The organism is Vibrio sp. V38_P2S17PM301, assembly GCF_009904845.1.
Lineage (GTDB): Bacteria > Pseudomonadota > Gammaproteobacteria > Enterobacterales > Vibrionaceae > Vibrio > Vibrio proteolyticus.
On the sequence record NZ_WXWO01000025.1, the window covers coordinates 185211 to 207699 of the forward strand.

At 50.0% G+C, this 22489-nt stretch carries 22 protein-coding genes, 12 tRNA genes and 1 pseudogene; 17 read left to right on the plus strand and 18 right to left on the minus strand.

The genetic code is table 11. The features are described 5' to 3' along the window. Positions 1 to 9 precede the first annotated feature (9 nt). The 11 genes from CAG64_RS06130 (at position 10) to CAG64_RS06180 (ending at position 1274) form a co-directional block, all read left to right on the plus strand. Positions 10 to 86: transfer RNA gene (locus CAG64_RS06130), tRNA-Met, on the plus strand. A gap of 21 nt (positions 87 to 107) precedes the next feature. Next, a tRNA-Leu gene (locus CAG64_RS06135) sits at positions 108 to 194 on the plus strand. Positions 195 to 217: 23 nt separating this feature from the next. Further along, positions 218 to 292: transfer RNA gene (locus CAG64_RS06140), tRNA-Gln, on the plus strand. A gap of 41 nt (positions 293 to 333) precedes the next feature. Next, positions 334 to 418: transfer RNA gene (locus tag CAG64_RS06145), tRNA-Leu, on the plus strand. Between the two features lie 29 nt (positions 419 to 447). Then, positions 448 to 522, plus strand: a tRNA-Gln gene (locus CAG64_RS06150). A gap of 45 nt (positions 523 to 567) precedes the next feature. Further along, positions 568 to 652 (plus strand) — tRNA-Leu (locus CAG64_RS06155). A gap of 29 nt (positions 653 to 681) precedes the next feature. Beyond that, a tRNA-Gln gene (locus tag CAG64_RS06160) sits at positions 682 to 756 on the plus strand. Positions 757 to 799: 43 nt separating this feature from the next. Continuing rightward, positions 800 to 886 (plus strand) — tRNA-Leu (locus tag CAG64_RS06165). 55 nt (positions 887 to 941) lie between these two features. After that, positions 942 to 1026 (plus strand) — tRNA-Leu (locus CAG64_RS06170). Positions 1027 to 1067: 41 nt separating this feature from the next. Next, positions 1068 to 1142: transfer RNA gene (locus tag CAG64_RS06175), tRNA-Gln, on the plus strand. Between the two features lie 45 nt (positions 1143 to 1187). Further along, positions 1188 to 1274, plus strand: a tRNA-Leu gene (locus tag CAG64_RS06180). 235 nt (positions 1275 to 1509) lie between these two features. On the opposite strand, the gene CAG64_RS06185 is transcribed toward CAG64_RS06180, so the two are convergent. The 15 genes from CAG64_RS06185 to CAG64_RS06255 form a co-directional block, all read right to left on the minus strand. Beyond that, positions 1510 to 2643: a flagellin gene (locus tag CAG64_RS06185; protein WP_021705777.1), complete on the minus strand. Its 1134-nt coding sequence runs from the start codon at positions 2641 to 2643 to the stop codon at positions 1510 to 1512. A gap of 473 nt (positions 2644 to 3116) precedes the next feature. Beyond that, positions 3117 to 4256 (minus strand): flagellin, encoded by a 1140-nt coding sequence (locus CAG64_RS06190; protein ID WP_021705779.1) that lies wholly within the window; start codon positions 4254 to 4256, stop codon positions 3117 to 3119. Positions 4257 to 4601: 345 nt separating this feature from the next. Beyond that, positions 4602 to 5795 carry a flagellar hook-associated protein FlgL gene (flgL, locus tag CAG64_RS06195; RefSeq protein WP_161454342.1) on the minus strand — a complete coding sequence of 398 codons (1194 nt, stop codon included), beginning with the start codon at positions 5793 to 5795 and terminating at the stop codon, positions 4602 to 4604. 12 nt (positions 5796 to 5807) lie between these two features. Then, positions 5808 to 7682, minus strand: a complete 1875-nt coding sequence (gene flgK / locus CAG64_RS06200) for a flagellar hook-associated protein FlgK (RefSeq protein WP_161457633.1) — start codon at positions 7680 to 7682, stop codon at positions 5808 to 5810. A gap of 147 nt (positions 7683 to 7829) precedes the next feature. Beyond that, on the minus strand, positions 7830 to 8756 hold the full coding sequence (gene flgJ, locus CAG64_RS06205; protein ID WP_161447916.1) for a flagellar assembly peptidoglycan hydrolase FlgJ: 927 nt from the start codon (positions 8754 to 8756) through the stop codon (positions 7830 to 7832). Between the two features lie 10 nt (positions 8757 to 8766). Beyond that, positions 8767 to 9858, minus strand: coding sequence for a flagellar basal body P-ring protein FlgI (locus CAG64_RS06210; protein WP_161447918.1), 1092 nt, complete (start codon positions 9856 to 9858; stop codon positions 8767 to 8769). Between the two features lie 58 nt (positions 9859 to 9916). Then, the gene (flgH, locus tag CAG64_RS06215; RefSeq protein WP_021705784.1) at positions 9917 to 10696 is read right to left on the minus strand and encodes a flagellar basal body L-ring protein FlgH; all 780 of its coding nucleotides are present in this window, start codon (positions 10694 to 10696) and stop codon (positions 9917 to 9919) included. A 22-nt stretch (positions 10697 to 10718) separates the two neighbouring features. Beyond that, on the minus strand, positions 10719 to 11507 hold the full coding sequence (gene flgG, locus CAG64_RS06220; RefSeq protein WP_021705785.1) for a flagellar basal-body rod protein FlgG: 789 nt from the start codon (positions 11505 to 11507) through the stop codon (positions 10719 to 10721). Between the two features lie 17 nt (positions 11508 to 11524). Further along, positions 11525 to 12274: a flagellar basal body rod protein FlgF gene (locus CAG64_RS06225; protein ID WP_161447919.1), complete on the minus strand. Its 750-nt coding sequence runs from the start codon at positions 12272 to 12274 to the stop codon at positions 11525 to 11527. Positions 12275 to 12474: 200 nt separating this feature from the next. Beyond that, on the minus strand, positions 12475 to 13779 hold the full coding sequence (gene flgE, locus CAG64_RS06230) for a flagellar hook protein FlgE (protein WP_021705787.1): 1305 nt from the start codon (positions 13777 to 13779) through the stop codon (positions 12475 to 12477). Positions 13780 to 13803: 24 nt separating this feature from the next. Continuing rightward, a complete protein-coding gene (gene flgD / locus CAG64_RS06235; protein WP_021705788.1) occupies positions 13804 to 14517 on the minus strand; it encodes a flagellar hook assembly protein FlgD in 714 nt (237 codons plus the stop codon). A gap of 18 nt (positions 14518 to 14535) precedes the next feature. Beyond that, positions 14536 to 14952 (minus strand): flagellar basal body rod protein FlgC, encoded by a 417-nt coding sequence (gene flgC, locus CAG64_RS06240; RefSeq protein ID WP_021705789.1) that lies wholly within the window; start codon positions 14950 to 14952, stop codon positions 14536 to 14538. Between the two features lie 5 nt (positions 14953 to 14957). Further along, complete coding sequence (gene flgB, locus CAG64_RS06245) at positions 14958 to 15353, minus strand: flagellar basal body rod protein FlgB (protein ID WP_021705790.1); 396 nt, start codon at positions 15351 to 15353, stop codon at positions 14958 to 14960. A 239-nt stretch (positions 15354 to 15592) separates the two neighbouring features. After that, positions 15593 to 16420 carry a protein-glutamate O-methyltransferase gene (locus CAG64_RS06250; RefSeq protein WP_021705791.1) on the minus strand — a complete coding sequence of 276 codons (828 nt, stop codon included), beginning with the start codon at positions 16418 to 16420 and terminating at the stop codon, positions 15593 to 15595. An 11-nt stretch (positions 16421 to 16431) separates the two neighbouring features. Next, on the minus strand, positions 16432 to 17358 hold the full coding sequence (locus CAG64_RS06255) for a chemotaxis protein CheV (protein WP_021705792.1): 927 nt from the start codon (positions 17356 to 17358) through the stop codon (positions 16432 to 16434). A 75-nt stretch (positions 17359 to 17433) separates the two neighbouring features. Between CAG64_RS06255 and flgA the strand changes: the two genes are divergently transcribed. The 3 genes from flgA (at position 17434) to CAG64_RS06270 (ending at position 19073) form a co-directional block, all read left to right on the plus strand. Then, positions 17434 to 18180: a flagellar basal body P-ring formation chaperone FlgA gene (flgA, locus tag CAG64_RS06260; RefSeq protein WP_161447921.1), complete on the plus strand. Its 747-nt coding sequence runs from the start codon at positions 17434 to 17436 to the stop codon at positions 18178 to 18180. A 116-nt stretch (positions 18181 to 18296) separates the two neighbouring features. Continuing rightward, on the plus strand, positions 18297 to 18611 hold the full coding sequence (gene flgM / locus CAG64_RS06265; RefSeq protein ID WP_021705794.1) for a flagellar biosynthesis anti-sigma factor FlgM: 315 nt from the start codon (positions 18297 to 18299) through the stop codon (positions 18609 to 18611). Positions 18612 to 18647: 36 nt separating this feature from the next. Next, the gene (locus tag CAG64_RS06270) at positions 18648 to 19073 is read left to right on the plus strand and encodes a flagella synthesis protein FlgN (protein WP_021705795.1); all 426 of its coding nucleotides are present in this window, start codon (positions 18648 to 18650) and stop codon (positions 19071 to 19073) included. Between the two features lie 71 nt (positions 19074 to 19144). Here the strand turns inward: CAG64_RS06270 and flgP are convergent, their stop codons facing one another. Both flgP and CAG64_RS06280 read right to left on the minus strand, forming a co-directional pair. Then, positions 19145 to 19576, minus strand: coding sequence for a flagellar assembly lipoprotein FlgP (flgP, locus tag CAG64_RS06275; RefSeq protein WP_021705796.1), 432 nt, complete (start codon positions 19574 to 19576; stop codon positions 19145 to 19147). 10 nt (positions 19577 to 19586) lie between these two features. Then, on the minus strand, positions 19587 to 20222 hold the full coding sequence (locus tag CAG64_RS06280) for a FlgO family outer membrane protein (RefSeq protein ID WP_021705797.1): 636 nt from the start codon (positions 20220 to 20222) through the stop codon (positions 19587 to 19589). Positions 20223 to 20383: 161 nt separating this feature from the next. On the opposite strand from CAG64_RS06280, the pseudogene CAG64_RS06285 reads away from it, so the two are divergent. The 3 genes and pseudogenes from CAG64_RS06285 (at position 20384) to CAG64_RS06295 (ending at position 22343) form a co-directional block, all read left to right on the plus strand. After that, positions 20384 to 21521, plus strand: a pseudogene (locus tag CAG64_RS06285) (flagellar assembly protein FlgT). Between the two features lie 57 nt (positions 21522 to 21578). Then, a tRNA-Arg gene (locus CAG64_RS06290) sits at positions 21579 to 21655 on the plus strand. Between the two features lie 181 nt (positions 21656 to 21836). Continuing rightward, positions 21837 to 22343 (plus strand): Fe3+-citrate ABC transporter substrate-binding protein, encoded by a 507-nt coding sequence (locus tag CAG64_RS06295; protein ID WP_161447923.1) that lies wholly within the window; start codon positions 21837 to 21839, stop codon positions 22341 to 22343. A 34-nt stretch (positions 22344 to 22377) separates the two neighbouring features. Here the strand turns inward: CAG64_RS06295 and CAG64_RS06300 are convergent. After that, on the minus strand, positions 22378 to 22489 hold a 112-nt coding region (locus tag CAG64_RS06300; protein WP_161489286.1), incomplete at its 5' end, for an integrase core domain-containing protein.

A 22489-nucleotide genomic window follows, 5' to 3' on the forward strand; every position in this document is an offset into this window, starting at 1 on the left:
TAAATTGTTGGCTACGTAGCTCAGCTGGTTAGAGCACATCACTCATAATGATGGGGTCACAGGTTCGAATCCCGTCGTAGCCACCATTAATTCCTACTATCAGATTTGCGGTGGTGGCGGAATTGGTAGACGCGCTAGCTTCAGGTGCTAGTGTCCGTTAGGACGTGAGGGTTCAAGTCCCTCCCTCCGCACCAAATCTGAATAGAGGAATGCCTGCAGGTCTATCGCCAAGCGGTAAGGCAGCGGCTTTTGATGCCGCCATTCCCTGGTTCGAATCCAGGTAGACCTGCCATTTTAATATATTGTTGATTATAATCAGCAATATGACTCAATGCGGAAGTGGCGGAATTGGTAGACGCACCAGATTTAGGTTCTGGCGCCGCAAGGTGTGAGAGTTCAAGTCTCTCCTTCCGCACCATTGAGTCTGATAGTGAAAGCTATCGCTGTAGGTCTATCGCCAAGCGGTAAGGCAGCGGCTTTTGATGCCGCCATTCCCTGGTTCGAATCCAGGTAGACCTGCCATTTTTAATAAGCTGAAAGAGCGGACTTTTTCAGTAATAATTCGATGCGGAAGTGGCGGAATTGGTAGACGCACCAGATTTAGGTTCTGGCGCCGCAAGGTGTGAGAGTTCAAGTCTCTCCTTCCGCACCATCGAATTTGATAGTATAAACTATCGTCGTAGGTCTATCGCCAAGCGGTAAGGCAGCGGCTTTTGATGCCGCCATTCCCTGGTTCGAATCCAGGTAGACCTGCCATTATTTAGGTTATCGATTCACTCGATACCATGACTGTGATTATGCGGTGGTGGCGGAATTGGTAGACGCGCTAGCTTCAGGTGCTAGTGTCCGTTAGGACGTGAGGGTTCAAGTCCCTCCCTCCGCACCAACACAGTCTAATATGGTCAACAGTGAGGTTAATCTCCTGTAAACCATAAAAATTTGCGGAAGTGGCGGAATTGGTAGACGCACCAGATTTAGGTTCTGGCGCCGCAAGGTGTGAGAGTTCAAGTCTCTCCTTCCGCACCATTGCTCTCTGGCGTAAGAGCAGGTAGTATTACTACTTCAGTAGGGCTATCGCCAAGCGGTAAGGCAACGGGTTTTGATCCCGTCATTCCCTGGTTCGAATCCAGGTAGCCCTGCCATTATTTAAAGGTCATCGATCCAATCGGTACCCTAACTGTGATTATGCGGTGGTGGCGGAATTGGTAGACGCGCTAGCTTCAGGTGCTAGTGTCCGTTAGGACGTGAGGGTTCAAGTCCCTCCCTCCGCACCAAACACAGTTAAAACGAAAACAACAAAACCCAGCTTCGGCTGGGTTTTGTTTTATCTGCTTTCTGACCATTCATCATGCTCCCTCGTCTCTCCGTGTATCTCTTTAGATTCACTTCGGCAACGCTGTTGAATTTGATATAAAAACCGCTCGGAACATCATCTAGAAGATATTAGGCATAAAAAATCCAGCCGAAGCTGGATTTTGAACGATTGCGGAGCTAACCCTAGGGCTCTTGTTAACCAAGCAAACCTAACGCAGCATTTGGAGCTTGTTTGGCCTGCGCAAGCACTGAACTTGATGCCTGAGTCAAAATCTGAGATTTCGTCAATGCCGTTGTCTCTTTCGCGAAATCAGTGTCTTTGATTCGGCTCTTCGACGCATTCACGTTCTCATTAATGTTGTCCAGGTTGTTGATCGCGTGGCTAAAGCGATTCTGGAATGCCCCCAACTCAGCACGGTGGCTGTCAACGTACTTGAGTGCAGAGTCAACCACAGCGACTGCTTGCTGAGCACCGCCCACAGAACGAACATCAATGGTATCAACTGTTTCAGCCTGAGGACCACCAATACTCAGTTCACCTGCCAGGCTGCCGCCAAAGGTAGCAGCACCTTCCACTTTGTTGTTATCGGTAAACAACTGCAACTGACCATCTTCGTTCACTGATGCTTTGATCATGTCGGTTTGACCATTGATGTACGTCGCCAGCTCTTCGATGTCATCGCCTTCTTTCGCATTGACGGTGATGTTCTGCGCTGCGCCGAACTTGTCCGTCAGCGAGATCGTCAGATCGTTTGCACCAGCCTGTACCGCCCAGTCTTTGTCCTGACCATTCGCTGCCACATACGCGTTGCCGCCCATCATAACGTTATCGCTGCGCATGTCATTCAGGCTTAGCATAACCGCTTCACCGTTATCTGCACCGATCTGGAAAGACTTGGTGGCAAACGTACCGTTGAGCAGTTTATTACCACCGAATGAGGTGGTTTCTGCGATACGATTCAGCTCGTCATTCAATGCGGTGATCTCTTCCTGAATCGCAACACGCTCAGATTTTGAGTTTGAGCCGTTCGCCGATTGCAGTGACAGATCACGCATGCGTTGCAGAATATTGGTGGTTTCATTCATTGCACCTTCAGCGGTCTGAGCAATCGAAATACCATCATTCGCGTTACGCACCGCTACATCCAGGCCGCGACTTTGTACATTCAGGCGGTTGGAGATTTGCAGGCCCGCTGCATCGTCTTTCGCGCTGTTAATTTTGAAACCTGAAGACAGACGCTCCATCGAGGTCTGTTGTGCATTACTGGCACTGTTCAGGTAACGCTGTGCTGTCATCGCAGACACGTTGGTATTTACATTCACTGCCATAGTGATTTCTCCTGTTGATTTTCCCGTCGAAGCGGAACTTCCAGAAACGGTTTCCGACGTCTCGGAAAACCAAGTCGTTCTCTCAAAGTTACTCTTAGTAGCGACTCAGGACGCGATACCTTTAGCGGAAAAATACAATGTTGCTGAAAAATAACGCACAATAATCCGTTTCTCGAACTGGATAGCAGAAATAGAAAAAAGACCTAAAGTTTCAATCAGGTTGGTCGGGGGAGCGAGTGGAATGGCAGAAAAAGAAAAGCCCCTTTCCTTTGAGAGAACCGGGGCTAGAGTAGTCCGTCAGCGCCTTGTGGAGATCGAGAGAAATGATCACATCACTGACTGACCGTTTACGCAGTGACCCTCCAGAACAGCCAGTGAGAGTGAGAGAGGCTGAACTCGATGATCGCTGCGCATTGCCTGGAAACGCTTCATTAACCCCACGTCTGGGAACAACTTAATGAAGCACTCCAACACTACTGCAGCAAAGTAAGCGCAGAGTTTGGCAACTGTTTTGCTTGGGCAAGAATTGAGGTTCCGGCCTGTTGCAGAATCTGGTTTTTGGTCATCGCGGTGGTTTCTTTCGCGAAGTCGGTATCTTTAATACGGCTGTTGGACGCTTCAACGTTCTCCTGGATGTTGGCCAGGTTGTTAATACTGTGACTCAACCGGTTCTGCTTCGCACCGAGGTCTGCTCGCTGTGAATCCACGTATTTCAGGGCCGAATCGATGATGCCGACTGCGTTCTGCGAACCACCCACGGTGTTCACGTCAATGTTCTGCACGGTTGTGCTGACACCCGGGCCGCCGTTCAGACCAAGTTCGGTCGCCAAGCCACCGGAAATGTTCAAGTTCCCTTGCAGGTTTGGCTCTGCCATAAACAGCTGTAGCTTGCCATCCTGATCGACCGACGCTTTCATTTTGTCTGTCTGACCATTGATGTACGTCGCCAGTTCTTCGATGTCATCCCCCTCTTTGGCAATGATATCGAGGGTCACGGCTTCGCCATCTTGCGTGGTGAACTCGAGTTTCAAATCTTTCGCCGTTGGCGGAACTCCCCACTCTTTGGTCTTGCCCTGCTCCGAGATAAACGACTGACCACCCATGCGGTAATCGTCTGCGCGGATACTGGTCAAGCCCATGATGATCGCTTCACCGGAACTGGCGCCGATCTGGAATGAGGCTTCACCGAAGGAGCCGTTCAGCAGTTTACGTCCACCAAAAGACGTGGTCTCGGCGATACGGTTCAATTCGTCCTGCAAAGCCGTCACTTCTTCGTTCAGAGCCTGACGCTCCGACGCTGAGTTAGTACCGTTGGCCGATTGCAACGCCAGATCACGGATACGCTGCAGAATGTTGGTCGATTCGTTCATCGCCCCTTCTGCCGTTTGGGCAATGGAAATACCATCGTTGGCGTTACGCATAGCCACATCCAAACCACGGGACTGAGCCGTTAGGCGGTTCGAGATCTGCAGGCCAGCCGCATCGTCTTTTGCACTGTTGATCTTGTTACCCGATGACAGGCGTTCCATCGAAGTATTCAGATCATTAGACGACTTGTTTAAGTAACGCTGAGCGGTCATCGCCGAGACGTTGGTATTAACGTTGATGGTCATAGTTTGCTCTCCTAGTGAGTTCGCAAGTGCTTGCGAAGCGGCCAGCTTAGTCTCATTTGGAAGCACTGACCGTAAATGCCTTGCTAAATCCGCCCTAAAGCCGATTTATAATTCTGTTTTCACTTAACTGGATAAATACAAGTTGTATGCCAACTTTTTAACCAATCATGCATTTGAAACAAAACACTTATCATACAATGAGTTACAAAAATAACACTCATACCGCTTATGTGTGTCTCGCCTTTCATTGAGCGGCCATTACTATCTTTTGCCGCTGGTTTGCCGCCCGCTTGCCTCCCTACTCCACCTTCGCACATATGGCGTCAGCACATATGGCAACAAAGATCAGATGTAGTTGAACAGCGTTAAATCTTTGGTTTTGCCGAACGCTTGCTGTGAGGCCTGCAACGCACGTGAATTTTCATTGAAATCGATCACGGCTTCCGCATAATCAAGATCCTCAAAATTGCTCTTGGATTTGGCCAGCGCAATCTTGAAATCTTCATGTTGTTGCTCTTGAATATCCAGAGTGCTCATCCGAGCCCCCAGATCGGTACGGGCTTTGTTCAGATGAATAAAAGCCGCATGAAACTCTTCGGTCATCTGATGTAATTTGGCCGATGCCGAAGCATCCGATACGGGTTTGGCTGCCCACTCACGCGTTTGCCGGAATGTATCGAAAATACTGAATGTCTTACGCGGTTCAATGCTGATCACATCCCCTTTGGTGATCTGACCTTTAAATTGAATGCTCAGATCTTCAAACTGAATACCTTGCGCCGGATTGAACTCGTCGGCCTGCACCACCGAACCGTTGCGCTCTAACTGATAACCGAACTTACCGTCTTGCATGTCCACGAACGTCACCTGATACGTGGACTGATCGCTGCCATCTAAGTTGGTGGCTCGCTCCAGCAACAGCTCCGATCCTTCCTGGAGCTGATATTGCGGCTGGTAATCACCAAACGGATTGTCTATTTCCATGAACACTTTACTGCCGGGATCATTGATGGCCATTTCCAGCGTATTGGCCACTTTCATCTTGCGCTGATAATCATCGCCACCGTAGGTCACGTTGCCGGCATTATCGCGAAAGAACGGCTGGTTCTTAGGTTTCGTTCCGGCAAACACATAGTTACCGTTTTCGTCCTGGCTGTTCGCCAGATTCAGCAAGTTATTGGAAATCTCTTCCAGTTCGCGCGTACGTGCCAGGCGATCTTCGGGTGATAGCGCACCGTTGATCATTTCCATTACCGTACGTTTGGCATCATCGGCAAAGTTTTCCGCCCCCGACACCATCACTTCCTGATGTTCGAGACGGTTTCTGACCAGCACGATCGCGTCCAGGTATTGCTGCAACAGTTGTGACTGCTGACTGGCATTCTGGATATAGTGTGTCGCCAGCGGATCATCACTTGGCTTAAGTAATTTCTTACCCGACGCCATTTGCTCCTGGTTGTGATGCACTTTAGTTTCCTGGCGGCGCAGATCATTTTGCACCGACTGATAGTTATGGAAGCTGGATATACGATTGAGCATTTATCGGCCTCCTTATCTCAGCGCCAGAATGGTATTAAAGGTATCATTGGCAGCCTGCATAATGCGCGACGACGCCATATAGGCCTGCTGGAACTTCATCATATTGGCCGCTTCTTCATCCAGGTTCACACCAGCAATCGATGCTACGCGCTCCTGCGCAGCCTCATTTTCCAGCCGTGCTACATCGGTCAGACGAGAAGCCGTCGACATCTGCAGGCCAACATCGGTATTGAGATTGTGGTAAATATCCACCACCGTTGATTCGTGATCATTGAGCGTCTTGGCGGTCTGGATACTTTGCATCTTCAGCAGGTTGCCATTATCCCCTTCCGATGGGACAAGATTTGCCGTGAACTTGTCGTTCGGCAATGCGCCGCCGCTGAGGTTAAATGTTGTGCCCATTACACTGACCGGGCCCGATGGCGGGTAGCTCTGTGGATCCAGCAGCACATTACCTTTGGTGTCGGTCACGGCAAACTGATCGCCGCCCGGTGAGATCACCACTTCGAATTCACGTAAATCGCCAACTGACGCAATATCAAATTTGGCCGCGCCCTGCGCGAAGGTGGTCGACGCTTCGTAACTCTGCGCGGCAATCAGCGTAGGATCATTAATTGCCATTTTGATCTGCGCAGCGGCATCACGGGTTGGGCGGATGATCACCCGTTCTCCTGCGGCTAAATCTCTGCGAATATCAATGCGTACACCGTCGACAGCAATCGCGTTACCGCTGACCGGCACCACTTTCTGATCGCCATCTGGCGTCGTCAGCACATAATCTCCGCCATTGTATTGCAGTGAGTATTCGCCCCCTTTGAGCTGAGACGGATCATCGATAAATACCGCCAGATCGGCTTGTGAGTCCGGCGCCTGAACCACACGTGACTTGACCGCCACGTCCGAGTTCACATCGGTAAACATGTTGCGGCCCACGTTGCCACGTAAATCCAGCCCCTGTGACTGCAATTTGTTGACTTCAAACGCAAACGCTGCCGACATCCGGCCCAGTTCGTCCTGCAGGTATGGGATCTGTTCATCACGCATTTTCAGCAAGGCACCGATTTTGCCATCAATGTCTTTGGTGGTAATGGCTTTGATGCCTTTGCCTTCAACCATCGCCAGACGACGCTCATGGACATCTGGGTAGCCATCAATCATCTTCAACTGACTCGCTTCCGTCCCGGAGACCAGGGTGTGGCCATTGCCGATGTGGACATTGAAACCTTCTGCATTTTTGCGCGGCGTCACCGTCACTTTGGTGTATTCCGACAGCTCTTTGATCAACTTTTCATGCTGATCCATTAAATCATTATGTGGTCCGGGTGTGCGCATCATCAACCGGTGTAAGTCACGGATTTCCATTCCTAATTGGTTGACCCGCTCAACGGCCACATCAAGTTTCTTGTTGGTCACATCCGACTGGCGACGAACGGTTTCATGGAAATCGTTCAGGTTTTGCGTCACTAACTGGGCTTTTTCCAGCACCACTTTACGCGCGCCCACATCATTGGGGCTGTCGGCCAGTGACTTCACAGAATCAAACCACTCGTTCACATTTTCGGGGATCTTTTTTGCCGCTACGGAAGACAACATCCCGGACAACAAATCGTAGTTGGCTTCGATGTCCTGTTGCTTGGCAAAGTTGGTGGTAGACAGGTTTAGCTCGTTGACGGCAAACTGATCCCAGGAGCGGCGAACATTTTCCACATGCACGCCCATGCCGTACGTTTCCCCGCCGTACTGGCGCGGCATATTCGTGCCCTGAATCACAGACTGACGACTGTAGCCCTCTGTGTTCACGTTCGAAATGTTATGGCCCGTGGTGTTGAGCTGTCTCTGAGCAGTCAGAACACTTTGTGCACCAACATTCAGAAGATCCGACGCCATATTGCCCCCAAAAAAACCTTGAAAAATCAGTCTTCACTGAACTACTTAAAGTTATTTAGCAATATATATGCCAGAGAGTATATTGGCGGAGCGCCGGTGGTGTAATTGGGATAAAAAGACGCCACCCGCTCGAGGCGGGTGGTGTCATTACATCTGGTCGATTTTCTGTTGAACCTGCAGCACCTTATCGGCGTATTTCGGGTCGGTAGCATAACCAGCTTTATGAATCCCGCGGATAAACTGCTCAGAGTCGCCTCCGTGGCGCAGAGCTGTCTGATAACGCGGATTATCGTTCAGAAAGCGGACGTAATCGTCAAAGCTGTCCTGATAGTTGGCGTAGGAACGAAATGCCGCCCGCTCTTTTACCGGTACACCTTGATGATATTCCAGTGTTTGCGTCGCGACTTTGTGACCGCCCCAGCTGCGATCAGCTTTGATATTGAACAGGTTGTTGCTGCTGCCGCGAGCATTATGGATCACTTTCTGTCCCCAGCCGGTCTCCAGTGCCGCCTGGGCCAGCAATAGCGAAGGATCCACACCCAATGCCCGAGCCGCGCGTTGCGCGTATGGACGCAGTGACGAAATGAAATTTTCCGGCGTATCGAACCGGGCCGGTTTATCCACCCTCTGAGTCTGAGGAGCACTGGCCACAACCTCTTCTGGCCGCTCTGCACGTTCCTGACGCACTTGCTTCACACGCTCCATCATGGCTTCAAAATCATCCGCTTTAGCTGCGGCGCCCTGGTTTTCAACAGAGCCCTGACTGAGCTGAGCCACAATCATATCCGCCAGTCCGAGTGAGCCGGAGGCACTCATTTCGCTCGACATCTGTTCATCCATCATCTGACGGTAGAACTGCTCATTCTGGTTACGCATCAGATCGGATTCGAAACCGCTGTTGGCCTCGCGCATTGATTTAAACAACATCGAGGTAAAGATGGCTTCAAACTGTTTGGCCGCCGCGGTCAGCGCTGCCTTTTCACTGCTCTCATCACCGTCCACCGCTTTCTGACGCAATTTGTCCAGATTCGCGATGTCGTGGATAAAGCCAATATCGTTGCCGTTATTAATCATGTATCCACCCTTAAATAATGATCAACTGGCCTTCAATGGCACCCGCTTGTTTGAGCGCCTGAAGTATCGCCATCAAATCCGACGGAGCCGCGCCGACTTCGTTCACCGCCCGGACCAGGTCATCCAGCGTCAGGCCCGGTTCAAACTTAAACATTTTGCCCTGCTCTTCTTTGATTTCGATTTCAGAATCTGGCACCACCGCCGTCTGACCACCTGAAAATGCGTTTGGCTGGCTGACATTAAGGTTTTCTTTAATCGCCACCGTCATTCCGCCGTGAGTGACCGCAGCCGGTTTCAGGCGCACATGCTTACCGACCACTATCGTTCCGGTGCGTGAGTTAACGATGATTTTGGCTGCGCCATCCGCTGGATTAAATTCCAGGTTCTCTACCGCCGATAAAAACGCTACACGTTGACTGAGATCACGCGGGGCACGCACGCGTACCGAGGTCGCATCCATTGCTGAGGCCATTTGCGGCCCGAGGAAACTGTTGATGCTGTCGGCCATGCGTTGCGCCGTGGTAAAATCTGACTCCATCAGGTTGAACGTAATGTAATCACCGCGGCTGAACGGCGTTGGAATCTCACGTTCGACAATTGCACCGCTGGAGATCATCCCGGCCGTAGGGTTGTTACCGACAATTTTTGAGCCGTCAGCTCCAGTAGCACTGAAGCCACTCACCACCAGGTTGCCCTGTGCAACGGCATAGATTTGCCCATCCAGGCCTTTTAGCATGGTTTGCATCAATGTGCCGCCACGCAGGCTTTTGGCAGAACCGATCGACGAAACTGTCACATCAATGGTTTGCCCCTGCTTAGTGAAAGCCGGCAGATCAGCGGTCACAATCACAGCCGCGACGTTCTTGGTTTTCGGTTTGGTGCCCGGTGGCAACTGAATGCCGAAGTTTTGCAGCATGGCATTGAAACTCTGATCGGTAAACGGCGTCGACTCACCGGTTCCCGGTAATCCGGTCACCAGGCCGTATCCGACCAGTTGGTTGCTCCGGACGCCTGCTACCTGAGCCACATCCTTAATGCGGGCAGCCTGCACGCCAGTGGCAAAAAGCATCATGCCTATCAGTAACAGTGTGAGTTTCTTCATTGTGCGTACCTGTTTCTCTAACTGAGCGAAGTGACAATACTTCGACTAAACCTGCAGTTTAGAGAGAGACATTAAAAAATCGTGCCAAGAATCCAGGTTCTTGCATATCCTGGTTGGTGCCCGTGCCGGAATACTGAATCCGCGCATTGGAGATTCGCTTAGAAGCAATGGTGTTGTCGTAATCAATATCATCAGGACGAATCGTGCCACTCAGGCGTACATATTCGTCACCGGTATTGAGCGTCAACCACTTTTCACCGCGAATGACTAAGTTTCCGTTGGCCAACACTTCAATCACTTCAACCGTGATAGAGCCTGTTAAGCTGTTGCTTTGATTCGCTTCGGCGTTGCCTTCAAAATTGTTGTCGTTGTTCAGCTTGTAGGAGAAATTATAGTCGCCCACATTGAGTTGCTGCCCCCCGACTTCGAGAGGGTCCATGGATGAGTCGTTGCTCTTGGACAAATTGGCATCCGAACTCTTAGCAGCCTTTGTCTTTTCTTCTAGGATCACGGTGATGATGTCTCCGATGCCACGAGGCTTCGAGTCGTCATACAAACTGCTGGCCTGCTGCAGGTTAAACAGTGATCCGGTTTCTGCCGCGTAGTGCTCAGGCTGATGTTTGGGATGAATCGGCGCCCAGGCCGGATCACCGGCCACCGGATCCGTGCGGCCACGCATGGTGTCCACTAAGCCCGAGCTTTCCTCTGATGCTTTGTCTCCTTCCACCGCATCGACCGTGGTCGTGCCCTGCACCACATCTGACGTTTCCACTTCCGGATCCAGCATCGCGCATCCAGAAAGCAGACAAATACCTAAAACGGCCAGCAAACGAAACATATCGGCAACCCTCGACCTTAAATTACAGTTGTTGGTTCACAAAGCTCAGCATCTTATCCACGGCTGAAATGACTTTCGAGTTCATTTCGTAGACACGCTGCGCTTCAATCATGTTGACCAGCTCTTCCGTGACATTCACGTTGGAGGTTTCCAGCATCGATTGGCGAACTTGCCCAAAGCCGTCCAGACCCGGCACGCCTTCTTGCGGATCACCACTGGCGCCCGTCGGCAGGTAGAGGTTCTGGCCGATTGGCTCAAGACCACCCGGGTTGACAAAGTCGACGGTCGCTATCTGACCAACCACCTGGTTGTCCTGCTGTCCACGGACACGCACCGACACTTCACCGTCATTGCCGACCGTAATGCTGATCGCATCATCGGGGATCACGATCTCGGGCTCGAGCGAATATCCAGAGCCGGATGTCACGATCGCACCTTCGTCATTCACGGTAAATTGACCATTGCGCGTGTAACCAATGTTGCCGTCCGGCATCAGGATCTGGAAGAAACCGTCCCCTTCGATCATCATGTCGAGACTGTTGTTGGTGGTCTGCACGTTACCTTGGGTATGCACTTTCTGCGTAGCGACCACTTTCGAGCCCGCCCCTAACATCAGACCGCTTGGCAACTCGGTGTTCTGGGAAGACTGACCACCTGGCTGATTGATGTTCTGATAAAACAGATCTTCAAATACGGCGCGACTCTTTTTGAAACCGATGGTCGAGGCGTTCGCCAGGTTGTTGGAAATCGTTGAAATATTGGTTTGTTGTGCGTCCAGACCAGTTTTACTGACCCATAATGCCGGTTGCATAATAATCTCCTAATTGATCAGCTCATACGAAGCAGTGAATCGGATGCTTTATCCATATCCTCAGCGGTACTCATCATTTTGACCTGCATTTCAAACTGACGTTGTAGGTCAATCAGACTGGTCATTTCGCCGATGGCGTTGACATTACTGCCTTCAATCGCACCGGTGAGCAGCTTAACGCCGGCATCCGCTTCGTATGCCGCATTGGGGTCTTTAGCACGGAAAAGACCATTGGTGTCTTTGAACAAATCCTGATTATTGGTGCGGGTCAGCTTGATTCGGTCAACCACTTCGATAGCATCCGCCGGAGCGCCCTGAGGAACCACCGAGATCGTGCCGTCGTTACCGATTTCAATTTTGCTGAGCGGGATCGGCAGCGTAATCGGCGCGCCATTCTCCCCCAGAACCAGATGGCCGGAAGCATTGCTTAATAAGCCATTGGTGCCCACATGCAAATTACCGTTACGAGTCAGGCCTTCACGGCCGGTTTTATCCATCACGGAAATCCAACCATCCCCCTGAATGGTGACATCCAGATCCCGGCCTGTGGTAATCACACTGCCCTGCTCGAAATTATGGCCCGGACGTTCTGTCATGCTAAAAACACGACTTGGCAACCCTTCACCGTAGGCCTGCATTGAACGGGCTTGCGCCAAATCAGCACGGAAACCCGTGGAACTGACGTTTGCCAGGTTGTTCGCACGCAGTTGCATTGCCTGCATGTTTTGCTTAGCGCCACTCATGGCGAGAAACAGTGCGCGGTCCATAAATTGCTCCGATAATCTGAGTTCACGATCATCAAAAGCAATTGGCGTGCCAATTTTTATTTAGCATATAAATCAGGTAATTAAGATGGTTTTATTCGAGAAAGAGGCAAGCTTGCCGCCATGAACGCGGCAGATGGCAACCATACCAGACCGGCGGTTGCCGCCAGTCTGGTATGCAGAGGATTGCTGATAGGGATGTATTAACGAATCTGCAGGATATTTTGTTGCAGTTGGTTGTGAACTTCCAGAGAGCGAGAGTTGGCCTGGAAGTTACGCTGCGCGGAAATCAGATCCACCAGCTCTTGAGTCATATCGATGTTCGACTGCTCAAGCGTACCGTTGTTAATGGTACCAAACGACCCTTTGTTGGATTCCCCCCAGATCTTGTCACCAGAGAACTGCGTTGAATCCCATTGAGTGCCACCTTTCTTATCCAAGCCCTGCTCATTCGGAACCCGAACCAGCGCTACGCGACCCAGAGTAACGTTTTCACCGTTGGAGTAAGTACCCAGCACACTGCCGTTTTCATCGAAATCAATTTTGGTCAAAAAGCCGGTTGTGGCTCCATCTTCATCGAACTTGGTCAGCTCAAATGGCGCCGCAAACTGGGTGGCAGAGTCCAGGCCAAATGACAGCACCTGATTTGGATCCGCCCCGTTGAGATCAATCGGGTTTGCCCCAGTCCCCAAAGGCTCAGACACGATATTCTGACCGTTATTCAAACTGGCCAAAGTACCGTCGTTGTTGAACTTCATGGTGTGCCCGACATGACCGCCCGGCGTTGACGCATCACCACCTGTAATATTCAGGGGTTTTTCGCCAGCAGAATCCGTCACCGTGTAGTAGGTTTGCCAGGTGTTCGGCTGGGTCTGATCTTTCACGTAGTACGTCGTCAACTTATATGACTGACCCATTGAGTCATAGATTGTCGAAGACGTTGAACGGTTATACGTGTCCGGATCAGTGAAATCAAACAGGGTTGGATCTTTCAGATCGCCATTGGCGGGCAGGTTAACCCCGACTTCGATGTTGGAAGTCTGTTTCGGCTTACCGAACTCCGCAGGAATGTTCAGCGGCTGCGGCTCATAAGAGCTCACATCGCCAGTATCCGGATTGACTTGATAACCAAGCAAAAACTCATCGTTAGATGTCACCATGTAGTTGTCTTTGTTGAGGTGGAAAGCACCGTTACGTGTCAGCTCGTTCTGCTGAGGCACGAGGCGATCTTTTGCCACGGAAAAGAAACCGGTTCCCGAAATCCGCAAATCCATTGGGTTGTTGGTATAAATACTGGAACCTTCATGAAATTGCTGAGCAACCTTGTTTGCCTGAACACCCTGACCAGCGGTGGTCTTGGAGTTGGTAAACAAAGAGTTCGAGTACACATCACCAAACTCCGCACGCGACTCTTTAAAGCCGAATGTGTTGGCGTTGGCAATGTTGTTACTGGTGGTGTTCAGATCTAACTGAGCTGCGGAAAGACCGCTTAAAGATACATATGACATTCCAAAATCTCCTCTCTGGCGCGCTTACGCTTTGCCCACTTCTAGTACTTCAGCAAGTCGAACTGGCGAATCAAAGCCAGCCAGATTGAGCAGTACGTTACCATCACCTTTACCAAGAAGAACGCTGTTGACGTTTGCGTAAGTCGATACTTCAAACTCTTTGCTCTCCCCATCCAGCAAACCTGCGGCTTTAACCTTGTATTTGCCGGCCGGCAATGGGTTACCGTTTTCGTCTTTACCGTCCCATTCGACACGGTTGTCACCGGATGGCTTTGCCCCCACATCAAAGGTTCTGACCAATTGACCCGCCTCGTTTTCGACTCGGACCATAAGGTTATCCACCGACTGGGGTAACTTCACCATCGCGGCCATGCCTGCGTCATCTTTCTTCACGCCGGCTGCCCCTGGCACCAATACATCACGACCTACCAGAGACGAAGCCTGCAGCGCCTGATTCGACGTCATCGACGCATTCAGTGTTTCAAACTGATTGTTCATTTTGCCGATACCATCAACCGTGGCAAATGAAGCCATTTGCGCAATCATCTGGTCGTTACTGACCGGCTTAAAAGGATCCTGTTGAGCAAGTTGCTTGGTGAGCAGCGACAAGAAGTCTTCCTGTTTCAGGTCTTGCTTACCGGTGACTTCCGCGTTCTCTTTCTGCTTTTGCTCTTGAAGACTTTTAAGCTGGTCAACATAGGACAAGCCGCTTTGACCAACCTGATTAATTCCGGCCATTACGTTACCTCCTTATCCTTATTGACCCATCTGCAGCGTACGCAGCAGCATTTGTTTACTCGCATCTGCTACCTGAACATTCGTTTGGTATGAGCGGGAAGCAGAAATCATGTTTGCCATTTCTTCCATCACGTTGACGTTTGGCTTGTAGATATAGCCTTCATCATTCGCAAGCGGGTGGTCCGGGTTATACTCCGCCGTCAGTGGTTTATCACTTTCAACAATCCCCAACACTTTCACCGGCACGTTGTCGTCGCGGTTGTAACGTGCTTTGCTTAACTCGGCGCCAAAAACCGCGTGGCGAGCTTTGTAGGTGTCTTTGGCTGAGCTTGAGACACTTTCCGCGTTCGCCAAGTTACTGGAGGTCGTGTTCAGACGAACAGATTCAGCACTCATTGCGGAACCAGTCACATTGAATACATTAAATAAGCTCATCTAAATCATTCCCCTTTAATCGCTTTCGTTAAGTTCTTGAATTTACTTCCTAGGAAGTCAAGTGACGCTTGGTGGCGAAGCTGGTTTTGCATAAACAGGTTACGCTCCAGATCCACATCGACCGTGTTACCGTCACCGGTGTCGGGTTGCGTTGGCATGCGGTACAACTTTTCCCCTGTCACCCTGGTTGAGGCAGAAATATGCCGACCATCGGTTCGGCTAAGACCAATGCTTGCCTCCGATGTTGCCGCCTGTAGCGCTTTCTGAAAATCAACACCGCGGGCCTTGTACCCCGGTGTATTCGCTTGTGCAATGTTGGTGGAAATCACCTCAGCATTGCGCTCACGAACCCCTACCGTGTACTGATGGATACCCAGAGCGTTGTCAAAAGAAATTGCCATATCTGCCTCTACCCAAAGAACTGACTCTTTACTAACTAGAACTCTGCAATTAGCGTACCAACTTGAAATTGCCACACCTCGACGCCGAGTTCCGGTCAGATTTGCAATAATTACGCCGTTTTTACTCCACGCTCTTTATGGCGTTAACAAAAAGCGTGGGATCTTGGAATGTCTTCTTATCTATAGCGGAAAACAAAAAGCCCGGCAAATAATGCCGGGCTTTAGGAAGAGGAAACGATTTACTTCAGTTTGTAGATGATGCCAGGATTGCAGCGCACCATTTCAAAACGATCCGTCAAACCGGTCAGTGACTCAGAAGCCCCCAACAGCAGATAACCGCCAGGATTGAGGCTGTTGGCCATCTGGTTCAATACCTTAGACTTCATATCCGGAGAGAAATAAATCAAGACGTTACGACAGAAAATCAGGTCAAACTTACCCAGCAGAGCATAGCTGTCCATCAGGTTCTGTGGGCGGAAGTTAACCATACGCTTCACGTTGTCTTTAATCTTCATCCGTCCGTCACCGGCATCTTCAAAGAAGTTGCGACGACGCTCTGGAGACAAGCCTCGCCCTAACGCCAGATTGTCGTACACGCCCGCGCGGCAGACATCCAACATCGTGCTGGAGATGTCGGTCGCCGTGATCGACACCGATGGCAGCATGCCAGGTTTACGCAACTGAGTTTCGAGGATCGTCATGGCAATTGAATATGGCTCTTGCCCTGATGAACTGGCCGCCGACCAGATCTTAATTGGCCGTTTGTTGGCGGCCACCTCTGGCAGCAATTTCTCGGCCAAGACCGTGAATGGGTAAGAGTCACGAAACCAGAGCGTTTCATTGGTTGTCATGGCATCCACGGCGGCAACGCGCAACTCACGATTCCGTCCAGTCACAACATCACGGAGCAACTCAGACAACGAGCCCAGTTTAAACTTAGTCACCAAAGGGCTTAAGCGACTTCTAACCAAGTACTGCTTACTGTCTCCCAGTACGATACCGCATTGGGATTCTAAAAAACGGCTAAAATCTCGATATTCTTGATCGCTTATAGTTATCGCTGTCATTAATGTCTCTTTTAATTTGTCAGTGCAGTTTTCACCGCATTACCAAGCTCATCCGGGTTAAATTTCGCGATAAAGGTGTTGGCGCCCACTCGCTCCACCATAGCCTGGTTAAAGACTCCACTCAGGGAGGAGTGAAGAATAACATACAAATCTTTCAGATCCGCATTTCGACGAATCTCAGCAGTTAAGGTATAGCCGTCCATTTCCGGCATTTCAATGTCAGAAATCACCAGAGAGATCTGTTCATAGATGCTGCCTTGCGCAGCCATTTCGACCAGTTTCTCGTACGCTTCTTTGCCATCTTTGACCGATACGACTTCAAAACCGATCGACGCAATCGCACGCTCAACCTGTTTACGCGCGACCGTCGAGTCATCAGCAATCAGGATGCGACGGACAATTTCTTTTTCCTGTTCAGCCTCTGCAATTCCCTGACCAATAGATTCATCCATGGTCTCATCCACCGGCGCAATCTCAGCCAGGATTTTTTCAACATCAAGGATCTCGACCAATTCATTGTCGATGTTGGTCACTGCGGTGAGGTAGTTGGCTTTGCCCGCACCGTCTGGAGGCGGCAAGATGGCTTCCCAGTTCATGTTGATGATGCGTTCAACCGACGTGACCAAAAAGGCCTGAATCGTTCGGTTGAATTCCGCAATCACCACAAAGCACTTCTCGACGTCTGTGGTTGGACGGCCTCCAATGGCCAGACTCAAATCAATCACAGACACGGTATGGCCGCGAATATGAGCGACACCTTTCACTAATGGGTGAAGGTTTGGCATGGAAGTCAGCTTAGGGCACTGCAGTACCTCTTTAACTTTAAATACGTTGATGCCGTAACGTTGACGTCCCATTAAACGGAACGTTAACAGTTCTAATCGGTTTTGACCGACGAGTTGTGTACGCTGATTCACTGAATCAAGGATACCCGTCATAAGCTCATCTCCATTCAAACTTTGATGCGAAAAATGGTAGTCTAACTCTGGCTAAGTGACGAACAGGGAAACAAAATGCCTTTTTTGCGACAAACTTTGCGCCCGGCACCGCCCGGAGCCTGCAGACTTATATATAGTAATGTTTTTTTGTTTATCGGCTTATTGTCGTTTTTCTTTAGCCTTTCTGTCTATGCGGCCACACAAGAGCAAATCGTCAATATTCAACAAGCTGCTGAACAACATATTTTGTCGACCGTCGAATGGCCAGTAGGCGGTAAGCTAGATGCGAACGCCTCTAATGTCGACTCTCGTATATTTGCCACCGACTGTCCAGCGCCGCTACGTACATCCGCCAGCTCGAACAATCCATCTGCAAGCACCATCACGGTTTTGGTGGAATGCCCTGAAGATGACTGGCGTATCTATGTGCCAGTGCGCCTGTCTCTGTCCGGCCCTCAGGTGACCTTGGCTAGCGCCTTACCGAAAGGTCATATCTTATCGGCATCCGACTTAAATATCACCATGGTCGATCTGAACCGCTTTCGTCGCGAGGGCTTTGCCGATACGCACGAAGTGATTGGCGCTAAGCTCAAGAAAAGCATGCGTCTTGGCGAAGTGCTCGAAGCGCGTGATATTTGTGTAGTATGCCGCAATGAGAGTGTACTGATAAAGGCGGTGAATAAAGGTATGACCATTACGACGAAGGGCATCGCCTTGACCGACGGCTCACTCGGTGAACAGATTAGAGTGAAAAATAGTAAATCCAATCGTATAATTGACGGAAGAGTAACCGGTATTGGCGAAGTCACGGTGCAATTTTAGAGAGGTTGGTCCCGAAAACCCGGGATAATGAACAAACCGTTAAAAATTTCTAAAGTAATCTTTTTGACTGTCGATATTTACTACGCAGGTTTTGATTTTTGTAAATAGGGCTTTTTATGGCAGGCATTGATAACATTCGCTCTGGTCAGACGCTGACGACTTCGACCCGAAGTAGCGCGCGAACAGAGAGCAACAAGACTTCAGGCAACGAGAGCGTCAGTCACTCGGCCTCCAATCAGGACGCGGTGTCACTGAGCTCGCAAGGCAAAGCGATGGGTAAAATGCACAGTGAAATGGCAGCGCAACCGAGTTTTGATAAAGCGAAAGTCGCCGCAATCAAAGAAGCGATTGCCAATGGCTCATACACCGTTGATCCGGAAAAACTGGCGGACAACATGATCAAATTTGAAAAAGAGCTGGGCGGCCTATAACCTGTCACTGACTCTCACAAAACCTGTAAGTAAATTATGGCTGCATTAAAAGGATTGGTGGAATTTCAACTTCAGAGCGCAACGGCCCTCTCTTCTCTGCTCGAGAAAGAAAAAGTCGCGATCGCCAATCGTGTATCCAAAGACATCGAACAACTGGCCAAGCAGAAAATTGAGCTGATCGCTCAGCTTCAGCAAACCGATGAGCGGATTGGCCGACATCCGGATGTTGACACGTTGAAAACGGATCCTGAACTTAGCCCTATAGTTCAACAGATCCGCGCGATCATACACGATTGCCAACAAGCGAATCAGATCAACGGTGATGCCTTGCAACGCGCACAATTGAGCTTTAACAAGCTCAATAACCTAATGCAACAAAGCCATGGCAAAATAGGCATGACCTACAATGCCGGGGGGCAAACTCATACCGTGTCCACTCTGGGTACCAATATAAAAGCCTGATGACAAAGCATAATAAAAAAGCGGCAATCTGATTGCCGCTTTTTTCGTTCTGGAGATATTGAGAGAAAAACTCAGAATAGCGTCTGCTGGCGTTTGTCCGGCACGACCTGTACTTCGCCGTAGTCACGCAGTTTGTCCATCTTACGGATATCCAGACGCAGCTCAGTGACATAGCTGTCACCCACCTTATACGCACGTACCACTTCAGCACCACGGATCACACCGTCAACCGCGCCTGAGGTAAATTCAGTTCCTAATCGCTGATCACGCAGATCGGCCCGGCCGCTAACGCGCATGCCGTACACCTGCTCCGCTAGCTCACGGTACGCATCGATCTTCGAAGCGCGCATGGCCCGAACCTGACGCTCTTCTTCATTGCGGCCTTTTTGTTCACTGATGCTGGCATAGCCAACCGCAGTCAGCCAGTCATCCGGACGCATGGTCGACAGTGGCTGACATCCCACCATAACGAGTGCCATCACGAGCAATAATACTTTTTTCATAACCACTTACCTATGGACGAAGAATGACGGTGTGAGGTTGAGAGATGTATGGATTCGAGCGAATGATCACCCCATCCTGAGTGCGCATGCTGTTGAGCGTATCCAGATCGCGGCCGATGCGATCCGCTGGTAAAAAGCCCTGAGCGGTAGCGACCACAACACGTGACTGCATCCCGACAACCCGCGCATTGACCAATACCCCGCCTTCTTGACGCAGCATGGTTCCGGTCAGCACAAACTGAACATCCTGCTCGTGAGATAAGTCCTTCCAGTCACGACTGAAGGCAAAGTCACCTTGCTGCGTAACCTGAATGGAGCCGGTCGTTTTATAATCGACCACCTTGAAACCACGACGCTGAAACTGGTGAATAAACCCTTCCGATACCGTATTCCCCAACCAGTTGGTGGCATCCATGTTCTGCAGATCCACAAACGAGGTAATCGCGATCGGTGTGCGCGCCGAAATACTGGTATTCGACACCATTAAATCCTCGGTCATACTTTCGACGAAAAAATCGATGGTATGACGCGGGCTATCCATCAACATAAACTGCGAGCCCTGGTATTGCTCCTTACCATTGTATATTGGAGCATAGGCACACGCTGTCAGCACAAATGCTGACAAAAAGGGGAGCCACTTTTTCATTCTCATTTTCTCCAGATTTTTTAAGGCATGCTCCACCGTTGGTTTACCGACGCAAAAAGTGGAACGCTACTTGCTATTCTGTTTTGGCAACTATTCAGAAAGGCAATGCCTAAATCAGCTAAGATTTGAAAAGCAAAAACTATACCTAACTGGCGAAAAGCATGAAAAAAAACTTTATTCTCCTTTTATTATCGATACTTTGCCCAGCCAGCCTGTCATTTCAGGCGCAGGCAGCGTGGTATGAAGGTGACTGGAACCGCCACAATTGTGTCGTCCGAAGAGCAAGCCCGATTGCATGCCCTGGAGGATGCCCTGTATAAGGCGGTCAGTTTTTCGGGTGCGGATATCGGCAGTATCTCCAATTTGCAGCCATTCCTGGAAAAAAACCGCAAGGAGTACCAGTTTACCAACCATGAAGTACGTTACATTCTGGTCGAGAAAGAAAAAAGTCGCGGCGGCGTGATGCAAGTCAGAGCCCGGGTTGATATTTACCCATCGGCAACGGGTTGCCACGTCAGCCAGTATAAAAAGACGTTTCTGGTCGGCAATATTGATGTCGAATCACCTCAACAAGCCGTGATGGGGCAAATCTACAGTCTGGGAGACGACTTTGCTCAGGTCATTAACCGCCAGCTAGACAGTGAATCGGCCAGTTTTGTTACTGTTGGTACCACCGATTACGAAATCAATAAGCGGTATCCGGAACGGTTGAAAATGATTGCTCAGGATACGGGCGCGCAATACATCATCGGCGGACGTATCACAGACCTAACGGCCACCATCGAACAGAAAGTCCTTAAAGACGATGTGATTAACCGTCAGTTTGCCATGGAACTGCAAGTGTTTGACGGGAAAACCGGCCATGAGATTTATAAGCGCAATTATCGCGAACTGGCACGCTGGCCATTTGCCAAAACCAGCCAGGTCGACACCAAGAGTGCGCGCTTTTGGGCTTCCACGTACGGTGAAATGATGCTGCGAGTGAGCCGCAATATCATGCTGGATCTGGAATCGGAGCTGTCGTGCAAAATTTCACTGCCGGAAGTAGTGGCTAAGTTCGGCAACACCATCACCATCGATCTCGGCCGTGTACATGGCGTCAAACAAGGTGATCGACTCAAACTGTGGCACACCAGTTCGTTCATTGATCAAAATGGTCTGCCGCGCAATAAAGTCACGGAAAGCGAAATTACTCTGACGGTCTCCCGTGTGTACGAGAGTGAGGCAGAATTGTCAGTTGATCAAGATGACCTAGCCAGCAGCATCCAGATTGGCGATGTAATGCACAAACTCATGTAATTTAAGGTATTACCCCTTAACTTACGCATAGAATTGAGTATCATATCGCGGTACCACGCTCCCGTGGCACAGCTGGATAGCGCGGCCCCCTCCTAAGGGGCAGGTCACAGGTTCGAATCCTGTCGGGAGCGCCAAATATCAAAAGCCCGGACTCAATCATGAGTCCGGGCTTTTTTATGCCCTTATAAAAATCAGCTAGTTAAGTCAAACAGGCATGTCATCTGTTGTCTCACTGACTAAAATCCCTCGCCATCACTTCACCAAATGTATCGATTCAACTAAAATAATTATTAACAATACTATCGATAACAAAAGATGAAAAAGAGTAATCTCATTACGAACACTGGTCACCGCTTTATTTCCAAAGCCAAGACCGCATACAAAATCCACATCCACACACCGGATGATACCGTGCTGCATCGCTCGGTAGGGTATGTTCGTATCGGGGAAAAACGTGGCTTAAAAAAGGCAATCAAGCTACGTAATGAGTTGGGCCGGGCGATGTGGGGCAAGTTCTGGCGGCGCCTGCTAAAAGACCCTTACCTGATGACACGCCTCCCCCATTCTGTCGAACCCAAAATCATATATAAGCCCAGACCCACAAAATCGAACCCGGATTACAAAGACGAATGCTACATCGCGGCTTGGCGTACCTACGATGACAATGGCAGACTCACGTACAAAAGTGTGGTGTGTTCCGTCAGTAAGCACGGTCGGTTGGGCGCTTATACCAAGACGAAGAAAGCATTACTTGAAGCGAACAAGGATAACCTGGAGATTCTGGAGTTCATGGGACGTCTGAGCAGTATCGATCTCAAATGAGTGACCCGTCCTGATATGGGTTGACACTTTTTAACTAAAACGCTCGATGTACTTCATCGGGCGTTTTGTATTTTAAAGCCGTATGAGGCCTCATTTGATTATAGATCTCTACGGATTCTGCTACCATTTTCCTCGCTTCTTCCAGA